Below are 21,987 nucleotides of genomic sequence, written 5' to 3'. Positions count from 1 at the left end.
TTTCGGATAAAATCGAGTAGGAGGAGGCGGCTAGCCTCCGTCCTCTCACACCACCGTACATGCGGGTCCGCATACGGCGGTTCCAAAAGGTTAACAAGGCTCCTTGTAACGAGTAAGCAGACTTTTCAGCCCTTTTGCCTCCCAGTAGGAGGTCGGAAGGGCGTTGTTTATGTTCCGGGACATTTCCCAAGGGCCGCGCCGGGAGTTGGCCATGACATAACAGGCCCACTCCCGTACATTCAGCGCTCTTAGTTCGCGGATGCGCGTTCGCACTCGCTTCCATTGCTTCCACAGGCACATGCGCAGCCGTCTACGAATCCAGCCATCGAATTGCTCGAGGTGTTTCTTCGCAGCAGCCATCCGGAAGTAGCCCAGCCACCCCATCGTATAGCGGTTTAGCCGGTTTATCCGTTCCTCCATTGGCATAGACTTCGTACGGTTCGTCAGTTCCCGGACCTTGTCCTTGAACCGAGAAATCGTCTTTGGTGCCAATCGAATCGTCGCTTGCCGGTTGTTCATGAAGCTAAATCCTAGAAACTTTCGCTCCCGCGGTCTGGCTACCGCACTCTTTTCCCGGTTCACTTTCAGTCTTAGCTTTCCTTCTACAAAGCGAACCACCGACCCCATGACGCGTTCTCCGGCGCGTTTGCTGGCTACGAAGATGTTGCAATCGTCCGCATAGCGGACGAAGTGCAGTCCTCTGCGCGTTAACTCCTTGTCCAGGTCGTCCAACAGGATGTTTGCCAGTAGTGGACTAAGCGGTCCGCCTTGCGGCGTCCCTTCCTCCGTTCGCTGGCAAACCCCGTTCTCCATGACGCCGGCATTCAGATAGGCGCGAACCAGCTTCAGGACGCGTTGGTCCGTCACCTTACGTGCCACTCTGGCCATGAGCATGTCGTGGTTCACCCGGTCAAAGAACTTCTCCAGGTCCATGTCTACGACCCAGCGCAGTCCGCTCTGGATGTAGGATTGAGCCTGCCGCACCGCATCGTGCGCACGCTTGCCTGGCCGAAAGCCGTAGCTGCTTGGAGAGAATTCGGCATCGAAAATCGGATTCATCACTTGCAGAAGCGCTTGCTGTAGCAGTCGGTCCATCACGGTCGGGATGCCAAGCAGCCGTACGCCGCCTCCGGGTTTGGGGATTTCCACCCGTCTGACGGGCGCAGGTCTGTAGGTTCCCGCGAGGAGTTCGGTCTTCACCGACTCCCAGTGCGTTTTCAGGTAAGCTTGTAGCTGCGCTACCGTTACACCGTCCACACCGGGCGCTCCTCCGTTTTGGACCACTCGCTTGTACGCGTCCCTCAGGTTTGCGCCCTCGAGCATCCGCTCCAGCAAGTCGTTACTGGCTTTGCGAGAGGAAGGGGCGACTTGTGCCGGCGATGAACTCGGCGCTCCTGCATACCCTTGCGGCTTCACCGCTTCTCTTTGCAGCAAGCTCCCTTGCGGGATATTCGGCTGTCGTTGCTCATCGCGCGAACGCATCGGTTTCCTCTCTCCTTTCGGTTCGGCCCTTCCGCAGCTGTTGCAACAGTCTGCGTACTATGGCCTCTGCTGACTCCTGCGGGTTCAGCGCAACCTCCCGGTTGCGGTTACGAAATGACTTCGCTTTTTTTTCATCCCGCAGGCCTCCCCAGATAAGAACGCCATCTGTCTGCCCGCGACCACTGGAGTTTACAGGGTTAGCCCTTGGCGGCTTTGGATTTCGTTGTGTGTTGACAACTCATCCGGCTAACCCTGCCTCGAATCCAGTTCGTATACCTTGGCCCGTGCATTTGCCTCCGGCTTCCTTCAGATTCCGCCTCGCGACGGACACCCTTGCCCTTGGCTACGGTAGGCGCTCGCCAGCCCCCGTTCGGGACTTTCACCCTAAAGATGACGCCCATGCTGGGCGTACAACAAAAAAACATCCTCCCAAAAGAGGATGTTCTCGAAATAAAAACAAACACCATGGTGCTTTGCCGGCATGTACGAAAATAACAATAGCGTCACTCCGAAGTCTCCTCGACCGCTTCAGCAGACGCGCAGGCCGACGATGACCAGGTCCCGCTCGACCCCGTCGAGCTCCGCGACGCGCGGCAGTTGTCCCCACCGTTCGAAGCCGTGCTTGCCGAGGAGGCGGAGGCTCGGTTCGTTGTGTCCGAAGACGAGCCCGACCAGCGTCTTGATGCCGAGCGGCGGCGCTGCCGCGATGGCATGCCGGATGAGCAAGCCGCCCAGGCCAAGTCCCCGGTCGGACTCGGCGACGTAGATGCTGAGCTCCGCCGTCGCATCATATGCCGCTCTACTATGGTAAGGCGAAAAGCTTAGCCATCCCGCGACTCGCCCTTCTCTGCGCAATACCCATAAAGGATGCCGGTTCGGCCGATGCGCCTCGAACCAGCCGATGCGGCTCTCGACCGACACCGGCGCCAGATCCGCCGTCACCTGTCTGCCCGCGATCGTCGAATTGTAGATGGAGACGATGTCCGCCAGATCCTCGAACCGGGCGATTTCGATGCGATAGTCTTCGTGCTGCGACAATGTATTCCCTCTTTTCCATTATGGAAACGGTTCGTCCAAACGGATGCGGATGTAATGATCGCTCTCCGGCTCGTCTTCGTAAAATCCCTGCAGCGCAGACTCCCACGCCGCTCGCGCCGGGGAACCCATGAAACCGGCGACATGATCGCCGAGCGATTGCCATTTGACGAGCAGCATGTAGCGGCCTTCCTGCTCCACGCATTTGTGGAGCTCGTGCGAAATATAGCCTCTCGAACCGGCGAGCAGCGCTTGGGACTTGCGGAAGCTGCTCTCGAATTCGCTTGCCATGCCAGGCTTGACGTTGAGCGTCGCCGATTGAAGGATCATCAGTACACCTCCGGAAAATTCGCATACGCGTACGTTTGCAACCATAACGCCCGGCCTATTAATCGATCGCTTCTTCTGCTGGATGGATCGCTCGGAGTGCGACGCGGTCGTTCTCCCTGACGCCCGTCAGGCCGATGGCGCTCAACATGACATAGGCATGTCCGTCGCTCCAAAATAGAGGCGCGCCTTTGTAATAATGGTCGAAAGCGCGTAGAACGACCGTCTCACGGCCCGGCAGCGCGAACGAATACCGATTGTCGACGTGCTCGATATATTTGCGGAACGGCTTGGACCGCATATAAACGTCGCCGTTCAGCTCGATCCATTCGTAATTGGCGTCCGCCGAAGGATAAACTTCGATCCCGGCATCCGAGCCGTCGATGGCGTATTCCGGTGCTTTCTTGATGAAGCTGCGTACCGTATCCATCGTCGGAGGAAGGTCGAGCAAGTGCGCCTGCACATTCTCCGCGATGCCGATCAAATGCGACACTCCCAACAAAACGGGACCGCCGAATAGGCTGAGTACGATGAGGGTGACGGAGCCGCTCATCAAGCCGACGATCGTACCGCCTACTAAAATTAAATAGCCGAACAAATCGATTATCGCCCGCATGCGATGAACCTCTCCTCGTTCGTTAGTCGTCTTCCTCTTCGTCCGGCTCGACCACGTACATGCAGCGGAAACGCTCCGTACCCGGATACTTTTCGCCCAAGCTATGTACGGCGAAGCCGATGCTGCGATAGAAATTCACGCCGTCCTCGTCCGTCTCCGCTTCGATGCGCTCGGGATCGGCGGCGCTCAGCAGATGCAGGACCATCCCCCTGCCGTATCCTTTGCCCCGCTCGTCCGGATCGACCGCGATATGACGGATGGTCGCGACGCGGTCTTCATCCGTCTCGTAGCCGATGACGCCGATGATCTCCCCGTTGTCTTCGTAGCCTTGGATATGCAATCGCGGATTTCCCTTGTATTCGTTCAGCACCTTCACGATGCTGTCGGGATCCGGAAATACGGACAACTCTAGCAGCTCGTAGATTTGGCGTTGATCCAGTCGGTCTTTTACGTCAACCAGCATGCCCGTCACCCTTTTATGTTATTTAACTGCAATAATTATTGTCATTAAATATACGTTTATCTCCATCTCGTATCCGATTTGGAAAATTGAAATACCGTCCAGGACACGGATGCCAGCACGCAAAGAACCGCATGCCCGCGTTCGTAAAAGAGCGCATAAATCAAACAAAAAACCGTCGCCGTTTGCGCCAGGCTGCCGAGCGTCTTGCCCTCTTTATCGGAAAACGCCGCAATGACCGAGAATAGCAACATCGCCGAGATTACGACAATCCATAGCATCCTTCGTCCGCCTCCTACTCAACGTCGAAATCAAAATACGTTTTCGGATAGGGCTCCTTCGCTAGCGTATAATGCCACCATTCCTTGCTGTAAGCCTTAAAGCCCCGCTTTTCCATCGCCTTCTTCAGCAGGCTGCGGTTCGCCGTATGCGCCGCGTTCGCGAGCTTCGCGCCATGCGCCGACACCGGTCCGAGAAAGTCGAAGCTGCCGCCCATGTCGACGAGCTTGCCGGTCTCGACGCTCGCGATCGACAGATCGACCGTGCTGCCTCTGGAATGCCCCGACTTGCTGGCAAGGTAACCGAGCTTGAACAGCTTGCTCTTGTCCGTGTCCGGGTAAAAGATATCCTTCGTCTTCTGGTCCTTCGGATCCTTCGACCAGCGAATGAAGTGATCAACCGCCTTCTGCGGGCGGTAAGCGTCGTAAATAACGAGCTTGTAGCCTTTGGCGGCGAGATCGCCTGCAACCGCCTTCAGCGCCTTGGCGGCCTGCTGCGTCATGACCGCAAATGGCGCCTTGTACCCTTCGACGCGGGCGCCTACGAAGTTGTAATCGCTAAAATAGCGTATATCGTATTGGGCCGCAGGGATAACTTCGTCCAGATAGACGAATCCTTTAGGCAGCTTGCGCTTCTTGGCCGGCGGACGCTCGGCAGGCTCGGCGGCTTGCGTGTCCGACGACGAAACCGCCAAGGTCGATGTGTCCGGCCTTGCCGTCCCGGCCGTGATCTCGCCGATCCGGGCGGATAAAGCGGCCGAAGCCGCAGCGGTCATGCCGAACGTGGCTGCTGCGTCGACGGCTGGCGCCGCGGCGACGGACAAAGCGACCGCGAGCGGGACCATCCATTTGCTGCGCATGCTTAGGCCTCCTCCTTCGCGCGATCGTAACCATTATTATAGCATCATTCCATCGCGGATGAAGCGCGAGTTGTTGCAGCTTGCAAAGCGGCGGGTATACCTTTGTGTGGAAAACCAACTGCGAATTAAAGGAGCGATCGAACATGGCTAACGCTGCACAAGCCGGCGCAGGCAACGGCGATCTTGCAGGAAAGGTCGCCCTGGTCACAGGCGCCGCATCGGGCATCGGGCTCGCCTCGGCAATCAGGCTCGCCCGCGACGGCGCGAAGGTGGCGCTGCTCGGAAGGGGCGGCGACGACGAGCTGGAGCAGGCGGTACATAAGATCGCAGGCGCCGGCGGCGAAGCGATCCCCGTCGAGGCCGACATCTCCGTCGAAGCCGATATGGAGGCCGCCGTGCAAAAAGTACTCGATACATGGGGCCGGCTCGACATCGTCGTGGCCAATGCGGGCATCAACGGCGTACTGTTGCCGATCGAGGACATGGGCTTCGACGATTGGAGCACGACGATCGGCATCAACCTGACCGGCACCTTCCTCACGGTCAAGTACGCGGTCCCCGCGCTCAAAAAACACGGCGGCAGCATTATCATTACGAGCTCCATTAACGGCAACCGCGTCTTTTCCAACTTCGGCTTCAGCGCCTACAGCACGTCCAAGGCCGGCCAGGTCGCCTTCATGCAGATGGCCGCCCTCGAGCTTGCCAAATACCGCATCCGCGTCAACGCGATTTGTCCGGGCGCGATCGAGACGAACATCGAGGAAAATACGGACCGCAGGCCCGAGGTCGACGAGATCGCGATACCGGTGGAATTTCCCGAAGGCGACCAGCCGCTGCGCCACAAGCCGGGCAGCGCCAAGCAGGTCGCCAGCCTCGTCAAGTTCCTCGCTTCCGACGAGTCTTCGCATATTACCGGGACGCCGATCTACATCGACGGCGCGGAATCTCTTATTCACGGCTGATTCCGGAATCGCAGACGGACGATCGAATTCGTTCAAGCCCAGGCCCGACCGCCGCAAACATATTAGCCAAAGAAGGTGCGCGTCATGCAGCTCGAATGCTTCTACCATTCCCCGCGCAGCAACTGGGCTTATTCCTATGACAAGGACACCTTCCATCTGCGAGTGAGGACCAAAAAAAGACGACGTCGACAGCGTCGTCGCCGTCACCGGCGACAAATACGATTGGGAGCGTCACCATCACGATTGCCGCATGGAGAAAATCGCCAGCGACGGCTTGTTCGATTATTGGGAATGCGAAGTCAAACCCGAACGCAAGCGGTTCTCGTACGGCTTCAAGATGGAATCCGGCGGCGACCGGGTCTGGATGATCGAATCCGGCATCTTCGGAGAAGAGCCGTACCCGCCCGGCGGTTATTACGAGATGCCGTTCATTCACGAGATCGATATATTTACGCCGCCCGAGTGGACGAAGTCGGCGGTTTTCTATCAGATCATGCCAGACCGTTTCGCCAACGGGGATCCGTCCAACGATCCCGAAGGAACGCTTCCCTGGGGCGGCACGCCGACGCGCGAGGGCCACTTCGGCGGCGATCTTCAAGGCATCGTCGACCGGCTCGATTACTTGACGGAGCTGGGCGTGACCGCCGTCTATTTGACGCCGGTGTTCGAGGCGCCAAGCAACCATAAATACGATACGATCGATTACCGAAAAGTAGACCCGCATTTCGGAGATGCCAAGACGCTTAAAAAAGCTGGTCGACGCCGCACACGATAAAGGCATCCGAATCGTGCTCGACGCCGTTTTTAACCATACGAGCGTAGACTTCCACCCGTTTAAGGACATCGTAAAGCACGGCGAAAAATCCAGGTACAAGCATTGGTATCATATTTACGATTATCCGGTCCGTATCGAGGAAGGCAATCCGAACTACGACACGTTCGGTTTTTTCGCCTCCATGCCCAAGCTCAATACGGCCAACCCGGAGGTCAAACACTACCTGCTCGGCGTCGCCGAATACTGGCTTAAGGAAGTCGGCATCGACGGCTGGCGCCTGGACGTCGCCAACGAGATCGACCATTCGTTCTGGCGGGACTTCCGGCGGACGGTCAAAAGCATCAATCCCGAGGCTTATATTATCGGCGAAGTATGGTCCGACTCGCTTCGCTGGCTGCTCGGCGACCAATTCGATTCGGTCATGAATTATCCGTTCGCCGATCGCGTGAACGAATTTTTCAGTCCGGGCGAAGCCGATGCCGGCGACTTCGCGAGCAAGATCAACAACGTTCTGATGCGTTACCCGCAGCAAACGAACGAAGTCGTCTTCAATATGCTGAGCAGCCACGACACGCCGCGCATTTTGACGATGATGGGGTCCGACAAACGGAGGCTCAAGCTCGCGATCGTGTTTTTGCTTACGTTTATCGGGACGCCCTGCATCTTCTACGGCGACGAAGTCGGGCTTGCCGGAGACGGCGACCCGGATTGCCGCAAATGCATGGAGTGGGACTTCAAGCGCCAGGATCGCGAGCTGTTCGATTTTTACAGACTGCTGATCGATCTGCGCAAATCGAATCAAGTGCTCCGCTCGGGACGCTTCCGCTTCCTGAAGGCCGAAGCCGGAGACAGTGCGGTTGTCTACGAGCGGATCGACGGGAATCATCATTTCACCATATGGATGAACAACTCCGAAAAGGAGACGGTCCTCGTCCATCCGATGATCGCCGACGATTGGATCGACGCGCTGAGCGGCGAACCGGTCAAGCCGGAGGACGGACTCATGCACATCGGCCTGGAGCCGCTCGGATACCGGATCTTAAGCCGCTCCATCGTATAACGCGCTACCCGGATACCTGCATTGCACATGCAGGTATCTTTTTTTTCGGACACATTTTGTTCACAATTGAAAAATAAGTTCTAGTTTCAAGTTATATATGCGTTGGTTAATTACTATCTATGATTGATCTGGCAGTCATTTTCAAGGAGGAAGAGCAGAGGATGAGCAAGCAAAAGGTTTTAGCCATGCTATTAGCTGGAGGGGGAAGGCAAGCGGCTGCATCCGCTAACGCAGCAATGGGCCAAACCGGCCGTACCTTTCGGTGGAAAACAACGCATCATCGATTTTCCGATCAGCAACTGCTTAAACTCCTTCATCGATAATATCGGCATCGTTACGCAGTACCGCTCCGAATCCATCCACCAATACTTAAGCGAAGCTAAAACATGGAGCGCCGGTCCGCGCGCGCAGCGCGGCCAAACCTTGCTGCCGGCAGACCGTCTTGGCGGCGAAGGCTACATAGGCACAGCCGACGCGATCTTTCAAAATATAGATTACATCGACAGTCATGCGCCCGAGGACGTGCTGATCCTTTCCGGCGACCACATTTACCAAATGGATTATGCGCCCCTCCTCTCCGCTCACCGCAAAAGCGGCGCAAGCGCGACGATCGTCGTGAAGAACGTCGCCTGGGAGGAAGCGAGCCGATTCGGCATCATGAGCACGGACGAAGATGGCCGAATCGTCGACTTCGCCGAAAAGCCCGCCGCGCCGAAGAGCAACCTCGCTTCGATGGGCGTCTACGTGTTCCGCTGGAACGACCTGCGTCGCCTTTTGCTGCAGGACGCGGCAGATCCCGTTTCCTCGCGCGACTTCGGCAAGGACGTCATCCCGCGGATGCTGGCTGACGGCGAACCGCTCCATGCCTACAAGTTCGGCGGCTACTGGCGCGACGTGGGCACGATCGGCAGCCTATGGGAAGCCAACATGGATCTACTGGACGGCGCCGTTCACATCGGCACGCCGGAATGGCCGATGAACGCTTCCGCCCTGTCTTCGGTCGTGCATTTCTCTTCCGGCGTAGGCGCGCAAATCCGCGGGTCGCTTATTCATCAGGGCGTCACGCCTCGCGGCGAGATCGATCGCTCCGTCGTCTCGATCGGCAGCCAGATCGGCGCGAGCAGCGTCATCCGGGACAGCGTCGTCATGCCGCACGCGAAGATCGGCAAGCATGCGAAGATCAATCGCGCGATCATCGGCGAAGGCGCCATTATCGAGGACTATGCGATCGTCGGCGACGGTGCGGACATCGTCGTCATCGCCCCGGGCGAACGCGTCAAGGCGAATGTGTACATGGCTCCGGCCTTCGACCGCATCAAGGACATGAAAGACCGCATCGTCGGCGCAGGCAAGCTGGACCAACCGGCCGCCCTGCTCACGATCGCCGAATAATCGCCGTTTATTGAAGAAGGCGCGCTCCGTTATGGGGAGCACGCCTTCTTTTTTTACGCGTCGGACGCCGGATATTCGCAGGGACACGCTTGCGCTTCGACTGCACCGTGATCAGTCGACCGGCCGTATCGCCTCCGGCCTGCCCCACAGGTAACCCTGGAACAGACGGTATCCGAGCGCCTGGAGCCAGCGGTAATCTTCCTCGCGCTCGATGCCCTCCGCCAGCGGCACGGCACCGACTTGCATAGCTGCGCTCAGCAGTTCGCCCGCCGTTCGCTGCTTGGCCGGGTCGCCGCTTACGCCGTCCGCGGCGCCGCGGTCCAACTTCATATAGTGAGGCTTGATATCGCGGAGCAGCTCCGGCGTACTGAACCCCGTTCCCACGTCGTCCAGCGCATAGCTGAAGCCTTGTTCGGAATAGTAAGACAAAATCGACTTGAGATGGTCAAGGTCTTCGACCTGTTCGCTCTCCACGACTTCGAAAACGAATCTGGATGCGTCCAGACCCAGCTCGCGCGACAAAGCGGTCGTCGTCCGCAGACAATGCTGCGGGGAATAGATCGACGTCGGAATGAAATTAATGAATACTTTTCCTTCCAGATGAACGGCGCTCCGCACGGCAGCCATACGACACATGCGATCGAGCGCATAAAGCCGGTTGCGCCGCTTCGCCGCCGCGAATACATCAGCCGGCGACAGCAGCTTGCCGTCATCGTCTAAAAATCGCGCAAGCACCTCGTATCCGTAAATGTCTCCGTCCGCCGCCACGATCGGCTGGGCGTACGTCACGACGCGTTCCTCCGCGATAATGCCTTCCACCCAGCGCTCGCGCAATTCGTCCGGCAATGCGCCGATCGGCTTCCAATCGCCTTCGTTCACGCGATAATCCATCGATGCCGGGCTCATATGATCGAGACAAAAATCGTAAAAATCGGCGACTGCGGATTCGCGAAGCAGGATCGTGTCCCGCTTGCTTTGCTTCGGCGCGCCGCGTTCCTCCAAAAATCCGGCGATCGCGCCGGCCACGGCTTCATTTTCGGGATCGGACAGCCGCACTTCGTATAAGGACTCTCCTGCCAAGCATGATCGGCAACTCATCTGCACACTTCCTTCGATGTCGAGCGCGATTAAGGTTCGACGTTATACATTCGCCGTATGCGCCATATTTCCTACCTTTTTCGTCAAGGAAATTGAAAAAGACAGCCTCGGGGGCTGTCTTGGTCAATATCGGGATGCGCGGACAAGTTATGCGCCCGGCGCCTGAAGCGCCCCGAGCAGCCGTCCCACCTCGCGATCGATATCTGCCGGCTCGCAGGCGTAATTGTACATGCCCAGAAAAGCGCGCGTCGCCTGATCGTCGGCGCCGATCAGACGATAAGCGCTCAGCAGCTCCTGCGGGAACGAGACATTTCGGGTCATTTGACAGCCGATCTCAAATCGGCTCATTAATTTGGCTTTCATCCCTTCTTCGTACTTGGCGGCCATCTCCTCCCATGCCCCTGACCAGTCCCCCGGCCTATAGCCGGACAGCGTGCGCGCGAGCAGCCCTGCGCCAAACACCGCATCGTGCATGCCTTGCCCGACCGCCGGATCCTTGAACGAGAACGCATCGCCGATTAACGCCCATCCCCTGCCCATTCCCTGATGCCAATCGTTGTCGTAGCCGAGCAGCGCCCGTATGCGACCGGCGAACGTCGCGCCGCGCAGCCGCGCCGGGAAATCCGTCGCGGACAAGCCTTCTTCGGCCAGCGCCCGAAGTCCTTGCTCCGGCTCGTCGCGCAGCTCATCGATTCGCTCGGTGTCCGTCAGCGGGAACATGAAGCCGAGCACGTACTGCGCGTCGCTCGTCGGGAAAGCGATCGCGAGCTTGTCGCCCTGCTTGTAGAACTCCACGAATCGATCTTCGCCTTGTTCGTAGCCGTCCACATACGCGACATAAGAAGCATAATCGGTCGGTACGGCGATTACCCGCTTGGCGCCCGCCCACTGCCGAACGGAGGAACGGCGGCCGTCCGCGCCGACGACCAGCGAAGCCGCAAAAGACAGAACTTGCCCCTCTTTCGTGATGCCGGTCAGCCCCGTCACCGCGCCGTCCGCGCCGCGGACGAGCGCCGTCGCCCTGAATCCGCTGATCGCCGTTACGCCCGGCTGGGCGCACGCATGGCGGAACAGAATGTCGTCGATGTATTTGCGCTTCACGCATAGACAGCCGTCGATGCCGTCCACAGCGGGATAGCGTCCGTCGATGACGGCGCCCTCGAAGTCGATGTGCGCCCTGTTGTAGAGCGGAGTTCCGGTGGCCAGCAATTCGTCCAGAATCCCCATCTCCCTGAATTTGGACAGCGTGTTCGCGTACACATTATGCGTAGATAACGTATCGCTCGGAAATTCCGCGCGGTCGATCAGCAGCGTCCGCAGCCCTAGCCGCGACAGCTCCCAGGCCAGCGTGGCGCCCGCGATTCTGGCGCCTACGATGATGACGTCGAATGAAGCGGTCATCCGATCCCTCCTCTTGTACCTTGACGGGAACAGTATAGCGCCGGTTCGCGTCATGACGACAGTTACGGCAGTCACCGGATTCGTCACCGAATCGGGAGGGTCGTTCGAAGCAGGGCCCGCATTTTCGGTCTTCCCCTCGCCCATCCGCTCGGTTACAGTAGAAGAACCGGTTAACGAATGGAGGCTTTATTTTGATTACGCCGTTATCGACGAATCGAATCGTCGCCGCGCAGCAGCGCCCGATCTCAACGAAAGACCACGTCGTGTTCGCGGCGGCCACGCTGCTCTATTGGGCGACGATGTATATTTACGTGCCGATTTTGACGCCATTTCTCGAGGACCGCGGCCTGCCGCTCGGTACGATCGGCCTGATCGTCGGCAGCTACGGACTGACGCAGGTGCTGATCCGCTTCCCGCTCGGCCTGTACTCGGACCGCCTCAGCAGGCGCAAACCGTTCCTGTTCGCCGGCATGGCCGCCGGGCTTTTGAGCTGCGCGTTATTTCTGTATGCAGGCGGCTGGGCCGGTCCATTGTCCGGCAGGCTGGTGGCCGGCATCTGCGCGTCGACCTGGGTGCCGTTCACCGTGCTGTACGCTTCGTATTATCCGCCGGCGCAGTCGGGCAAGGCGATGAGCACGCTAAGCTTCCTGACGGTAGTCGGACAACTTGGCGGCATGACCTTAAGCGGCTATCTGGCAGGATCCGGCGACTGGAACGCGGCGTTCGCGGCCGGCATCGTCATTGCCGCAGCCGGCGGCGCGCTCGTCGCCTTCGTGCGCGAGCCGCGCATGGCCGCTGCGGCGGATCCACGTGACGAACGGCGCGTTGAGACGACCGGCAAAAGGCCGACCCTTGCGATTCTCCGGGAATCGCGTCAGCTGCAAATCGTCTCGCTGCTGTCCCTGCTGGCACACTGCGTGCTATTCATTACGATGTTCGGCTTTACGCCCCTGCAAGCCGTCGAGTTCGGCGCCGGCAAAAACGGCCTCACCGTGCTGGTCGTCTCCTTCATGGTGCCGCACGCGCTCGTCTCCCTGTGGACAGGCCGCTACATCGCTCCCCCGCTTCGGCACGCGGCGCGTACTCGTATCCGGCTTCCTGTTGGCCGCCCTCTGCACGGCGCTCATTCCGTTCAGCGGCAGCTTTGCCGGCCTGCTGGCGACGCAAGCGGTCAACGGCGTGGCGCAGGGCTTGTATTTGCCGCTGCTGCTCGGCCTCGCGATCAAAAATATTCGACCGTCCGAGCGAGCCACGGCGATGGGATTCTACCAATCCGTATACGCCATCGGCATGTTCGCCGGACCTTATCTCGCCGGGTGGCTGAACGCCGGCGGCGGGCTGAAGGCAGGCTTCGCATTCGGCGCCGCGATCGCCGTCGCCGCCGCCGTCATCGCGCTGCCGGGCACCAAAGGGGGGACGCGCTGACTAAGCGCAGCAATAACTTGCAAAGTCCAAACGCCTCCCCAAGCTCGGTTAGAGCTTGCCTTGAAGCGCCAACCCCGCGCACGCGATCGCGACCACGGCGAGCAGCAGGCCGTCCTGGGCCTGCCAGCGCAGGCGCTCGGCCTCGCTGGGCATGTCCCGCCTGCCGACGCCGCGGCTCTCGAGCGCCAGCGTCACGGTCTCGCCCATCCGGAACAGCGCCAGCATAAACGGCAAGCCCGTGCTGCGCAGCTTGCGAAGCATGGCTGCAGGCGAACGCCCGGTGTCTTTGCCCCGCGCGACTGCGATTCGCGCGAAGCGATTCCACTCCGCGAGCAGCTGCGGCACGAATCGCAGGATCAGCGTCACCGTTAGGACGAGACGCTGCGAATGTTTTGCCGCGCCGCCCTTCCGCGGCAAAATCTGCGTGAGCGCACGACGCAAGCGAAGCGGCGGAATGGCGGCCGGCAGCGAGATCCCGATCGCGAGCACGAGCCAAGTTTCGCGAACGAGCGAAACGTAGCGAGGCCGTCCGCTGCGTGCCACCAGTCGCCGTGCTCGCCGCTGCTTCCCGTCAATCCGGAGAGCGCCGTCGAGGCGACGGTAAACAGCGCGAACGCGGCCAGCGGTCCCTTGTATTCGCGGAGCGGCAGGCGGGCGAGCCCAACGATCGCTGCCGTAACGATGGCCGAAGCTGCCAATCCGGCCCAGCCCGTTGCCGAGAACATCGAGAGCGACAATGCCACGTACCCGAGCCATAACGCTCTCGGATCGAAAGCGGACAGCCGGTTGCGCTCGAGCGCGACCGCAGGCCTTCTCCTTTCTATAGCCGGCTCTCTGCCATGGGCTTCAAGCGCATCGACCGAGCTTGCGATTCCGCCAACACTCTCGTCGGCCGCATTTTCAACGTCATCGATATCCCCTCTCCGTTTCTTTCTAAACGCTGCAATGTCCGCCGCCTTCCACAATCGGTCTCCTCCAATTCCAAGCCGCCATGCCGCTCTGGCTGCCTTGTACGACTCCGGCGCACGAAGTCCCGCTTCCTCCCACCATTCGGGACGCTCGAGCAGTGCGCGCCGGCTGCAGTGCCGGATGCCTCCGTCGGCCCCGAGCAGCAGCAGCTCGTCCGCAAGCGGCAGCGCCCAGTCGGGATCGTGCGATACGAGCAGTATGCCGCGTCCTGCAAGCCGTTCCTCCACTAGGCTCTGAGCCAGCTTTTCGCAGCCTTGCGCATCAAGGCCGGCCGTCGGCTCGTCCAGCAGCAGCCACGGCGCCGGCGCCGCCAATGCGCAAGCGAGCGCCGTCCTGCGCCGCTCCCCGCCGCTCATCGCGTACGGATCCCGCTCAAGCCAAGACGCCCCCCATCCGACGGCTTGCAGCCCATCGTCTTTTCTCTCGCCGCGTGCCGCCTCATCCAGCTTATACGGACGAAGCACATAGTCGAGCTCTTCCTCGACCGACCGGGCGAACAGTTGGTCCTCCGGGGATTGACTCGCATAGCTGTATGCCAATAAACGAAAACGGCGCGAATTTGCATGGCCTTCTGCCGGCGACCGTGGAAGCCGGCGCTCAAATGTTGCGCGAACGTCCTCGGCCTCGCGAAGACCAGCCCCGATCTCGAGCAGACTGGTCTTGCCCGAGCCGTTCGGACCGAGGAGAACGACGATTCGTCCCGCCTCCAGCGTCAGCGAGTTCGCCGCACGATGCATGGCGCCGTTCGTATCGCCGCGCAGCCGCAGCCCTTCCAAGCGCATCGCGAGAGGGATATAGGACGTTACTGCTTGCGCAGCCCTATCGTCGCGCTTATCGACCTTTAATACGTTCTCCCTTTTGAAGCGAAAAAGCTGCCCGGCGTTCCGGGCGTAACCGACCGTATGGCGCTGAAGCTCGATTTCCCGCGCCAGTGCGGCGCGAAACGGAAGGCGCAGGCCGGCCAGAAGACAAGGCGGCACGGAAGCGGAGGCATTCCCGCGAGCATCGCCGTACAAAAATTCGCTCGCCTTGCCTTCGTATACGAGCCTCCCTGCCGCAAGCGCGACGACGCGGCGATCGGGCTCCTGCTCGAGCTCTTCGATTCGCTGCGTGATCCAGACGATCGCCGCGCCTTCGCGCTGTCTCTTCTGCACAAGCTCCTGCACTAACGATTGCGAATCGCCGTCGAGCATCGAGGTCGCTTCGTCCAGGACGAGCAAAGGCGCATGGCCGGCCGTCGCGGCGGCGACGGCCGCAAGCTGGCGCTGTCCCCCCGGACAGCGCGCTCCATGGCTGATCTGCAGCTCCGGCAAGCCCGACTTCGTCAAGCACCTCTTCCGCAAGACGCATGATTCGCGAACCTTGGACGCCGAGCCATTCAAGCGCGAATACGATCTCTTCGCGCGGCGTCGTCCCGAAAAGCTGCGCGTCCGGATGCTGCATGACGTAAGGCGCCGGATCGTCCCCGGCGAAGCCGCGCTCCCATCGCTCGGCGCGAAGCTCGCCGGGAAAGCCGAGTCCCGCGACGATTTTGCCCAGCGTCGACTTCCCGCTGCCGTTCGTCCCGACGACGTACAGCCACTCGCCGGGCGACAGCGTCAGATCGACCCGGTCGAGTATCGCCGAAGCATTCACGGCCGCATCGTCCACGGGATCCTCCCGTCGGACGGACATCCCCTTTATCACAAGCGGCAAGCCGGACGAGAGTCCCGCAAGCGAATCAATCGTTTCCGTCATTCGCGAATTCCTTCTTCCCAAACCGGTTCTACCGTGCTAGAATGCCAATTGTTAACCTACATCGTGATAACAGGTTAACATTTGAGAGGAGAATTGACAATGTCTCAACCCGATCGATCGCCCTCGACTCCGAGCGCCGAGCCTAAAGCCGGCGCAATCGTCGTTCGGCAAAACGCCGCTTCCGCCTGGATCGGCAAAACCGTCTTTACCGCCTTGTTCGCCGCGCTGTTCATCGCTTTCAGCTATGTATCGATTCCGCTTGGATTCACGTCCGTTCCGATCACGCTCCAGACGCTGGCCGTCATGCTCGCCGGGGGCCTGCTCGGCGCGCGGCTCGGCTTTTCCAGCATCGCGCTCGTCGTCCTGCTTGCCGCCGCGGGACTGCCGCTTCTGCACGGCCGAGGCGGGCTGGCGACGGTATTCGGACCGACCGGCGGCTTCATCTGGATGTTTCCGTTCCAAGCGCTGTTCATCGGGATGACGGCCGATCGGCTATTTCGCAAAGGCGGCAAACCGACAACGCGTACATACGTCATTCTCATCGTATCGATCCTACTCTTCGGCATTGCGTTATCTTATGTCGGCGGCGTGCCCTGGTACGCGTACAAAGCTCATGTCTCGCTGCATGCGGCCTTGGTCGGAGCCTGCTACCCGTTCCTGCCCGGCGATCTCGTCAAAGGGGCCGCCGCCGCGATGATCGTTGCCGCGCTGCGCCCGGCGCTGTCCGGCACGTTAAGGCGATTGTCCGGACGCTGATCTCCGCTGCTTCGCCAGTGCCTTTATTCAAGCTTTTTCTTTCATGATCAAAGATCGCCCTTCTTCCGGATCCTCGACCGGGAGAAGGGCGATCTTTTCGATAAAGGCATTCAGATGACCGTCAATCCGCCGTACCTCGCCAGCTCCTCGATCAGCCGCTTGTATATCGGCAGCCTGAACTCCATCGGCCCCGTGCGGTGAATCCCGCCGCGGTGATGCACGACGACTTCCTTCGCATAGACCGCATAATACGCGCTCCCTGCCGCGATTGATCCGTAGGCGATCTCGCCGCTGGCCGTACGGGCCGCTCTCTCGAGACGGACGCTCTCGCAGGGAACGACGCTCACGATATGCTCGAACAAGATGTAATAGTTCATATGCGGCTTTTGCACGACCAGTTCCCGCGTCGACAAGGTCAGCCCGAACGGGCCTTTTTTGTGCGAAACTTTAAGTTCTCCGGTCAAGCCTTTGATTTGCAGAAAATCCGAGATCGGAACCACCTTCTTCCCTGGAAATGCATGCCGGCCGGCAGGTCCCTCCCAAGCGGACCTGGCGCTAGACGAAGGTACAGGCAGCGGTCGGCCAAGCGGCATACTCTGATGACATGCGGCTGTCATGCGGCAGCAAAGTCCTGCAATCGGGAGCGTGAAACGGTGCGATGATCAGCAGCATACTGGACCTTATCGTCAGCGATCTGCCGGAGCGAACGGTCCAAATGACGTCCGGCTGCGCGTACGGCGAAGAAAACGCCTTGACGGAGATCGGGGACGGTACCGAGGTCACGCTTGTATACGGAAGGTATTCCGCTAACGCTGTCGTTCGCATGCGCAGCGGAGGCGAATGCTTCCACGGCAGCTTCGAGCTCGGCGCCCCCCCTGGCGAGACAGCTGCGGCTTACCGGAGACAAGCGATACAAACTCGTCTACGATACGGAACGCAAGACGATCAGAATCGGCCCCTCGCCTTTGTCGGCGGCGTCCGCTCCGATCGGCAGCGATACCAAGCTCGGCGCTAGCCGGCTGTCGATCGGATACGCGCTGCTCAGTCGCCTCGGCTTGCCGGACGATGGGCGGGATCATACGCTAACGCTCAGGCATGGCGGTCTATCCCGGCGTCTTGCGGTCCGATCGCCCGCCAATCTGTTCGAAGGGGGCCTGAATCTGCATCCCGACACGGTTCGCGCGCTCAAGCTGCGGACCGGCAAAACCTACAAGCTTAGTTACGATCAGCGAATCAAGGAGCTTGTCGTGACGCCGACCGGCGTTGGGCAAGGCAAAGGCGATGCCAACCGTTCAGGCGGCACGAACCGCTCGGGCGGCGCTCACCGATCTGGCGGCGCTCAGCGCTCCGGCAGCACCAGCCGATCCGCCGGCGTCAACCGCTCGGCCGGAGCGAAGGCCGCGAACCGCTCGGGCGGGGCGAAGGCCGCGAACCGCTCGGGCGGGGCGAGCGACGGGCATCGCTCGCCCGGCGTTCCTGCCTTCAATCCCCCTGCGCCCGCGAAAAACCGGTCGGCGGGCGCAGCCCGCAAACGCCCCGCCCATCCGTCAATCGCGCGAGAAAAAACGCGCAAGCCTGTTCCGCTCGCCGCGCCGCGCGATGATCGGCGGCCGACATCCCGCGCTGCAAAGCCGATCCGGCAGAAGAGGTCCTCCTCCGATCCAGCCCCCGTTTTTCATGCGGCCAAGCGAGGCGCTTCCGGCCCCGTCGCCACGCCCAAACCGTATATGCCGAAGGGCCGCGCATAATGCCGCGGCCCTTCTTGCCGTGAGCCGAGAAAATCCTGCCGGGGCAGGCTCGCGCTACGTGAATCCCTTTGCCTAACTAAATACCTTCCGAAGATCAGTCGATGCAAGTCTCCGGCTCTTCGGCCGGCGGCGTCGCCGCTTCGACGTCGAGCTTTTCGGCGACCGTGTCGCGAATGATGCTGACGATGGACTGCAGCATATAGTTGACGTCGGTCTGGCTTTGCTGGAACTGCTGAACGACCGGCATGCCGTCGAGCTCGTCCTGAAGCGTCGCGATCTCGCCTTCGATCTTTTCGACCATCGCCGGATTTTTGAACGTCTTTTGGAACGCGACGAGTTCCTTTTGCTTCTTTTTAATCTGGGAGATCAATCCTTGCACCTTGTCGTGGCGCTGAATGAGCCGCTCCGCGTTCTGGTACGTTTGCACCTCGTCGGCCGTCGTGATGAGCTGCGCCAATTCCTTGGCCCGCGCGAGGATGTCGTCGCGCAGGATCAGCTCCCGGTTGTCGAACTCGGGAATGACGTAGCCCTCGGGCTGCCCGAGATCGGGTACGCCGTGGCTGCAGCCGTCGTGGCCGTGATGGTGATCGTGCGAATGCTGAGACATGTAATGGGTTCCTCCCGAATGTGAACTTCCTCTTCTTCAGTTTAAACGCCGCCGGCCGTTTTCGGCAATTCCCGCTCCGCTTCCGCCAAGCCGATCGCTTCGGCCCGGATGAACCAAGTCTGCGGCTGCGTGACGCGTACCATGGCGAACTGCCCGATCCACGATTTGGGACCTTCGAAGTGGATCAGCTTGTTGCTGCGCGTACGCCCGGACAGCACGTTCGCGTTGTTCTTGCTCTCGCCTTCGACGAGCACCTCGACGACCTGGCCCGCCAGCTCCAGGTTGCTGGCCAGGCTCATCTCGGCGATCACTTCGTTCAGGCGCGCGAGCCTCCGCTGCTTCGCTTCGTACGGCACGTTGTCCTCCATCTCGGCGGCCGGCGTGCCGGCGCGCGGCGAATGAATGAACGTATAGGCCATCGAGATGCCCGCTTCGCGAACGACCTCGATCGTCTCCTCGAATTGTTCTTCGGTCTCGCCGGGGAAGCCGACGATGATATCGCTCGTCAGCACGGCGTTCGGCATCGCGGCGCGGATGCGCCCGACCAGGGACAGGAATTGCTCGCGCGTATACTTGCGGCTCATCCGCTTAAGCACTTCGCTGCTGCCCGACTGGAACGGCAGGTGAATGTGCTCCACCAGGTTGCCGCCCTTGGCGAGCACCTCGATCAGATGATCGTCGAAGTCGCGCGGATGGCTCGTCGTGAACCTGACGCGCGGGATGTCGATCTTGCGGATGTCGTCCATCAGATCGCCGAATCGGTAGTTCCGGTCCGCAAAGTCTTTGCCGTAGGCGTTGACGTTCTGCCCGAGCAGCGTGATCTCTTTGAAGCCTTGACGCGCGAGCTCGCGCACCTCGGCGATGACGTCCTCCGGTACCCGGCTGCGCTCCTTGCCCCGCGTGTAAGGCACGATGCAGTATGTGCAGAACTTGTCGCAGCCGTACATGATGTTCACCCAGGCGCGAAGGCCTTCCCGCTTCTTCGGCAGGTTTTCGATGATGTCGCCTTCCTTGGACCAGACCTCGACGACCATCTCCTTGCCGTAGTGCGCTTCCTTCAACAGCTCGGGCAGACGGTGAATGTTGTGCGTGCCGAAAATAAGATCGACATGCGGGTGCTTCTCCAGAATGCGATTGACGACCGACACTTCCTGGGACATGCAGCCGCATACGCCGAGCACCAGCTCCGGCTTTTGAAGCTTCAGCCGCTTCAGGTGTCCGAGCTCGCCGAACACTTTGTCCTCCGCGTTTTCGCGCACCGCGCACGTATTGATCAGGATGACGTCTGCCTGCTGCTTGTCCTCGGTGGCGGTGTAGCCCATCTCCTCGAACAGGCCGCGCATGATCTCCGTGTCGTGCTCGTTCATCTGGCAGCCGTACGTGAAGATGCAGTAATAACGGCCTGCGCCGAATGTCTTCATGTCCTCGCCGATGCCCGTATCGTAGTGGACCCGGATCTCTTCTTTGCCGCGCTTCTTGCCTTCCCGCAGATCGGGGGGCGAAGAGATTTGGACGTTGCGGCCGTTGATGCGATATGTCGTCTTTCCGTCCTCTTGAGCGATGACCTTCGCGCCCGAGAAGTCGAAGTATTTGGCATAATCTTTAGCCGGACCGGCGTCTTGCCGTCCTTGGCCTTCCTTCGTCATGCGAAGAGATACCTCCTGTCGTGCGCCCTCATAGCATTGGGACCGTTCGATTCTCCATTATAGCATAGCAAATAAAGGCGCCCAAGCCTATTCCGGCGGCAAAAAAAGAGCCGAAGGCATGTGCGCGCGCGAAAAACCCGGCAGCGCTGGCTGCCGGGTCGCAAGTCTTTCATCTATTTGCGCAAATTGCGCGTGTCGATCATCCGATTTTGCCTGTCGGGGTGACTATTGGTGCCGACCGGACGCTGCTCCTTGACCGCTTCGAAGTTCGCCTTCGCCCTGTCCGCGTGAGCCTGCCATTGCTTGCCTTCCTCCTGCACGTCGATACCCTGCCTGTCCAACCTGCCGTTGTTCGTCATGCGATTCCACCTCCGGGTTGAATTAGGACATGGATTCTTTACCCGGGAAAGCGCAATCTTAACCAGAATAAGGTTCTTTCTTCCGATTTCCTTGCCGTTACCGCCGCCGCCAGCCGAATATGCGCACGTGAACGAGCGCCTTCGTACCCCATTTCGACACCACGTATAGTAAGATAAACAGCAAAACCAAAGGTTTGAATATCGTCCACAAGGCGACCCAGCAAAACAAGATTTGCCAAGGTGTCATTGCGCGGAGGTATTTGTCGGGCACCGCGAAGATCCGGTACATCGGATGGGCCCGTTGCAGCGCCTCCAGATACTCGTCCTGAAACTGCTTGTCGTCCGGATTGAGCCGAACTGCGCTTTTCATGTACGTCTCGTCAAGCTTGAAGTCTCCGCGCGTGCGGGCAGCCCAAGCCAGATGAAGCAGCACGTGCGGCGTCTCGCCATCGAGGCGGATCGCCTGGGCGTCGAGCTGCGCGGATGCCCCGAAGTCGCCAAGGAGCGCTTCGACATAACTGAGCAGGGCGAGATAAACGGGATTGTGGGGCTGTATCTCCAGCGCGCTCTGCAGCTCGGACTTGGCGAACAAGAATTGTCCTTTTTTTATTGTAGTAGTTGGCATTCAAATAATAATAGAACGATTCATACGGATCGAGCCGCAGCGCTTCGGCCAACGCTTCTTGGAATTCCTTGAGCCGGCCGGTCTCGTAGTAGGCGGATACGCGCACGAACCAGGCCAGCAGGTGCTCCGGATCTCTGCGCAGCGCCTCCTGCGCCCAATGCAGCGCTTCTTGGTGCCGGTCCATGCAAAGATGGACGCGACCGGCAAGCGCCAATGCGTCCGCGTCCTCCGGATCGAGCGCCAGCAGCCGCTGCGTCTCTTCGAGCGCTTCCTTGTATCTCTTCCATTCGATCAGTTGCTCGGCCGCCCGATAGGACGCCTGCCAAGCCGCTTGTTCCAACCGCGCCGCCTCCCCCGCTTGCCGGACCG

24 protein-coding genes and 2 pseudogenes are annotated in these 21,987 nt (G+C 60.1%); 8 read left to right on the top strand and 18 right to left on the bottom strand.

Annotated elements, in window-relative coordinates:
• Positions 1–90: 90 nt before the first annotated feature.
• The 7 genes from ltrA to OMP38_RS24540 form a co-directional block, all read right to left on the bottom strand.
• On the bottom strand, positions 91–1,482 hold the full coding sequence (ltrA, locus tag OMP38_RS24570) for a group II intron reverse transcriptase/maturase (protein WP_277564517.1): 1,392 nt from the start codon (positions 1,480–1,482) through the stop codon (positions 91–93).
• 528 nt (positions 1,483–2,010) lie between these two features.
• The gene (locus tag OMP38_RS24565) at positions 2,011–2,520 is read right to left on the bottom strand and encodes a GNAT family N-acetyltransferase (RefSeq protein ID WP_277567394.1); all 510 of its coding nucleotides are present in this window, start codon (positions 2,518–2,520) and stop codon (positions 2,011–2,013) included.
• Positions 2,521–2,538: 18 nt separating this feature from the next.
• Entirely contained in the window at positions 2,539–2,847 is a 309-nt protein-coding gene (locus OMP38_RS24560; protein ID WP_277567393.1) for an antibiotic biosynthesis monooxygenase family protein, read from the bottom strand.
• 58 nt (positions 2,848–2,905) lie between these two features.
• Positions 2,906–3,460, bottom strand: a complete 555-nt coding sequence (locus OMP38_RS24555) for a hypothetical protein (RefSeq protein ID WP_277567392.1) — start codon at positions 3,458–3,460, stop codon at positions 2,906–2,908.
• Between the two features lie 22 nt (positions 3,461–3,482).
• On the bottom strand, positions 3,483–3,923 hold the full coding sequence (locus OMP38_RS24550; protein WP_277567391.1) for a GNAT family N-acetyltransferase: 441 nt from the start codon (positions 3,921–3,923) through the stop codon (positions 3,483–3,485).
• A gap of 56 nt (positions 3,924–3,979) precedes the next feature.
• Positions 3,980–4,201 carry a hypothetical protein gene (locus OMP38_RS24545; RefSeq protein WP_277567390.1) on the bottom strand — a complete coding sequence of 74 codons (222 nt, stop codon included), beginning with the start codon at positions 4,199–4,201 and terminating at the stop codon, positions 3,980–3,982.
• Between the two features lie 14 nt (positions 4,202–4,215).
• A complete protein-coding gene (locus tag OMP38_RS24540; RefSeq protein WP_277567389.1) occupies positions 4,216–5,058 on the bottom strand; it encodes a M15 family metallopeptidase in 843 nt (280 codons plus the stop codon).
• Positions 5,059–5,201: 143 nt separating this feature from the next.
• Here OMP38_RS24540 and OMP38_RS24535 point away from each other — a divergent pair, with 143 nt between their 5' ends.
• From OMP38_RS24535 to OMP38_RS24525, 3 genes and pseudogenes are all read left to right on the top strand, one after another.
• The gene (locus OMP38_RS24535) at positions 5,202–6,020 is read left to right on the top strand and encodes an SDR family oxidoreductase (RefSeq protein WP_277567388.1); all 819 of its coding nucleotides are present in this window, start codon (positions 5,202–5,204) and stop codon (positions 6,018–6,020) included.
• Between the two features lie 84 nt (positions 6,021–6,104).
• A pseudogene (locus OMP38_RS24530) lies at positions 6,105–7,855 on the top strand (alpha-glycosidase).
• Positions 7,856–8,050: 195 nt separating this feature from the next.
• Positions 8,051–9,247: a sugar phosphate nucleotidyltransferase gene (locus tag OMP38_RS24525; protein WP_338130652.1), complete on the top strand. Its 1,197-nt coding sequence runs from the start codon at positions 8,051–8,053 to the stop codon at positions 9,245–9,247.
• 111 nt (positions 9,248–9,358) lie between these two features.
• Here OMP38_RS24525 and OMP38_RS24520 read toward each other — a convergent pair whose 3' ends face one another.
• Positions 9,359–10,345, bottom strand: a complete 987-nt coding sequence (locus OMP38_RS24520; protein ID WP_277567387.1) for an EAL domain-containing protein — start codon at positions 10,343–10,345, stop codon at positions 9,359–9,361.
• Positions 10,346–10,492: 147 nt separating this feature from the next.
• Positions 10,493–11,746, bottom strand: a complete 1,254-nt coding sequence (locus OMP38_RS24515; protein ID WP_277567386.1) for an FAD-dependent oxidoreductase — start codon at positions 11,744–11,746, stop codon at positions 10,493–10,495.
• A 299-nt stretch (positions 11,747–12,045) separates the two neighbouring features.
• Here OMP38_RS24515 and OMP38_RS24510 point away from each other — a divergent pair.
• Positions 12,046–12,741, top strand: a pseudogene (locus OMP38_RS24510) (MFS transporter); the annotation flags it as partial.
• Positions 12,742–12,847: 106 nt separating this feature from the next.
• The gene (locus OMP38_RS24505; protein WP_277567385.1) at positions 12,848–13,171 is read left to right on the top strand and encodes an MFS transporter; all 324 of its coding nucleotides are present in this window, start codon (positions 12,848–12,850) and stop codon (positions 13,169–13,171) included.
• A gap of 48 nt (positions 13,172–13,219) precedes the next feature.
• Here OMP38_RS24505 and OMP38_RS24500 read toward each other — a convergent pair whose 3' ends face one another.
• The 3 genes from OMP38_RS24500 to OMP38_RS36205 all read right to left on the bottom strand — a co-directional run bounded on the left by OMP38_RS24500 (position 13,220) and on the right by OMP38_RS36205 (position 15,814).
• Positions 13,220–13,537, bottom strand: coding sequence for an energy-coupling factor transporter transmembrane component T (locus OMP38_RS24500; protein ID WP_277567384.1), 318 nt, complete (start codon positions 13,535–13,537; stop codon positions 13,220–13,222).
• Positions 13,538–13,539: 2 nt separating this feature from the next.
• Positions 13,540–14,877, bottom strand: coding sequence for an ATP-binding cassette domain-containing protein (locus OMP38_RS24495; protein WP_420869747.1), 1,338 nt, complete (start codon positions 14,875–14,877; stop codon positions 13,540–13,542).
• 94 nt (positions 14,878–14,971) lie between these two features.
• A complete protein-coding gene (locus tag OMP38_RS36205) occupies positions 14,972–15,814 on the bottom strand; it encodes an ATP-binding cassette domain-containing protein (protein WP_420869746.1) in 843 nt (280 codons plus the stop codon).
• A 162-nt stretch (positions 15,815–15,976) separates the two neighbouring features.
• Between OMP38_RS36205 and OMP38_RS24485 the strand changes: the two genes are divergently transcribed.
• Positions 15,977–16,633: a biotin transporter BioY gene (locus OMP38_RS24485; protein ID WP_277567381.1), complete on the top strand. Its 657-nt coding sequence runs from the start codon at positions 15,977–15,979 to the stop codon at positions 16,631–16,633.
• Positions 16,634–16,743: 110 nt separating this feature from the next.
• Here OMP38_RS24485 and OMP38_RS24480 read toward each other — a convergent pair whose 3' ends face one another.
• The gene (locus OMP38_RS24480; protein WP_277567380.1) at positions 16,744–17,133 is read right to left on the bottom strand and encodes a hypothetical protein; all 390 of its coding nucleotides are present in this window, start codon (positions 17,131–17,133) and stop codon (positions 16,744–16,746) included.
• 158 nt (positions 17,134–17,291) lie between these two features.
• Here OMP38_RS24480 and OMP38_RS24475 point away from each other — a divergent pair, with 158 nt between their 5' ends.
• Positions 17,292–17,648, top strand: a complete 357-nt coding sequence (locus tag OMP38_RS24475; protein ID WP_277567379.1) for a hypothetical protein — start codon at positions 17,292–17,294, stop codon at positions 17,646–17,648.
• Positions 17,599–18,381, top strand: coding sequence for a hypothetical protein (locus OMP38_RS24470; RefSeq protein WP_277567378.1), 783 nt, complete (start codon positions 17,599–17,601; stop codon positions 18,379–18,381). The genes OMP38_RS24475 and OMP38_RS24470 overlap by 50 nt, the downstream gene beginning before the upstream one ends.
• A gap of 94 nt (positions 18,382–18,475) precedes the next feature.
• Here OMP38_RS24470 and OMP38_RS24465 read toward each other — a convergent pair whose 3' ends face one another.
• From OMP38_RS24465 to OMP38_RS24445, 5 genes are all read right to left on the bottom strand, one after another.
• Complete coding sequence (locus OMP38_RS24465; RefSeq protein WP_090115802.1) at positions 18,476–18,988, bottom strand: YlbF/YmcA family competence regulator; 513 nt, start codon at positions 18,986–18,988, stop codon at positions 18,476–18,478.
• A 41-nt stretch (positions 18,989–19,029) separates the two neighbouring features.
• On the bottom strand, positions 19,030–20,634 hold the full coding sequence (miaB, locus tag OMP38_RS24460; RefSeq protein ID WP_277567377.1) for a tRNA (N6-isopentenyl adenosine(37)-C2)-methylthiotransferase MiaB: 1,605 nt from the start codon (positions 20,632–20,634) through the stop codon (positions 19,030–19,032).
• A gap of 173 nt (positions 20,635–20,807) precedes the next feature.
• The gene (locus OMP38_RS24455) at positions 20,808–20,993 is read right to left on the bottom strand and encodes a hypothetical protein (protein WP_277567376.1); all 186 of its coding nucleotides are present in this window, start codon (positions 20,991–20,993) and stop codon (positions 20,808–20,810) included.
• Positions 20,994–21,090: 97 nt separating this feature from the next.
• Positions 21,091–21,426: a hypothetical protein gene (locus OMP38_RS24450; protein WP_277567375.1), complete on the bottom strand. Its 336-nt coding sequence runs from the start codon at positions 21,424–21,426 to the stop codon at positions 21,091–21,093.
• Positions 21,374–21,958: a tetratricopeptide repeat protein gene (locus tag OMP38_RS24445; protein WP_277567374.1), complete on the bottom strand. Its 585-nt coding sequence runs from the start codon at positions 21,956–21,958 to the stop codon at positions 21,374–21,376. The genes OMP38_RS24450 and OMP38_RS24445 overlap by 53 nt, the downstream gene beginning before the upstream one ends.
• Positions 21,959–21,987 lie beyond the last annotated feature (29 nt).

Source organism: Cohnella ginsengisoli (genome assembly GCF_029525555.1).
In the GTDB taxonomy this organism is placed as follows: Bacteria; Bacillota; Bacilli; order Paenibacillales; family Paenibacillaceae; genus Cohnella; species Cohnella ginsengisoli.
Note: the sequence above shows the minus strand (reverse complement) of the source record. Positions and strands in the feature narration are given on the sequence as shown.

Coding starts and splice junctions, on each gene's coding strand:
- ltrA (WP_277564517.1), bottom strand. CDS start 1,482: ATGCGTTCGCGCGATGAGCAACGACAGCCGAATATCCCGCAAGGGAGC.
- OMP38_RS24560 (WP_277567393.1), bottom strand. CDS start 2,847: ATGATCCTTCAATCGGCGACGCTCAACGTCAAGCCTGGCATGGCAAGC.
- OMP38_RS24555 (WP_277567392.1), bottom strand. CDS start 3,460: ATGCGGGCGATAATCGATTTGTTCGGCTATTTAATTTTAGTAGGCGGT.
- OMP38_RS24550 (WP_277567391.1), bottom strand. CDS start 3,923: ATGCTGGTTGACGTAAAAGACCGACTGGATCAACGCCAAATCTACGAG.
- OMP38_RS24545 (WP_277567390.1), bottom strand. CDS start 4,201: ATGCTATGGATTGTCGTAATCTCGGCGATGTTGCTATTCTCGGTCATT.
- OMP38_RS24540 (WP_277567389.1), bottom strand. CDS start 5,058: ATGCGCAGCAAATGGATGGTCCCGCTCGCGGTCGCTTTGTCCGTCGCC.
- OMP38_RS24535 (WP_277567388.1), top strand. CDS start 5,202: ATGGCTAACGCTGCACAAGCCGGCGCAGGCAACGGCGATCTTGCAGGA.
- OMP38_RS24520 (WP_277567387.1), bottom strand. CDS start 10,345: ATGAGTTGCCGATCATGCTTGGCAGGAGAGTCCTTATACGAAGTGCGG.
- OMP38_RS24515 (WP_277567386.1), bottom strand. CDS start 11,746: ATGACCGCTTCATTCGACGTCATCATCGTAGGCGCCAGAATCGCGGGC.
- OMP38_RS24495 (WP_420869747.1), bottom strand. CDS start 14,877: ATGCATCGTGCGGCGAACTCGCTGACGCTGGAGGCGGGACGAATCGTC.
- OMP38_RS36205 (WP_420869746.1), bottom strand. CDS start 15,814: ATGTCCGTCCGACGGGAGGATCCCGTGGACGATGCGGCCGTGAATGCT.
- OMP38_RS24485 (WP_277567381.1), top strand. CDS start 15,977: ATGTCTCAACCCGATCGATCGCCCTCGACTCCGAGCGCCGAGCCTAAA.
- OMP38_RS24475 (WP_277567379.1), top strand. CDS start 17,292: ATGATCAGCAGCATACTGGACCTTATCGTCAGCGATCTGCCGGAGCGA.
- OMP38_RS24465 (WP_090115802.1), bottom strand. CDS start 18,988: ATGTCTCAGCATTCGCACGATCACCATCACGGCCACGACGGCTGCAGC.
- miaB (WP_277567377.1), bottom strand. CDS start 20,634: ATGACGAAGGAAGGCCAAGGACGGCAAGACGCCGGTCCGGCTAAAGAT.
- OMP38_RS24455 (WP_277567376.1), bottom strand. CDS start 20,993: ATGACGAACAACGGCAGGTTGGACAGGCAGGGTATCGACGTGCAGGAG.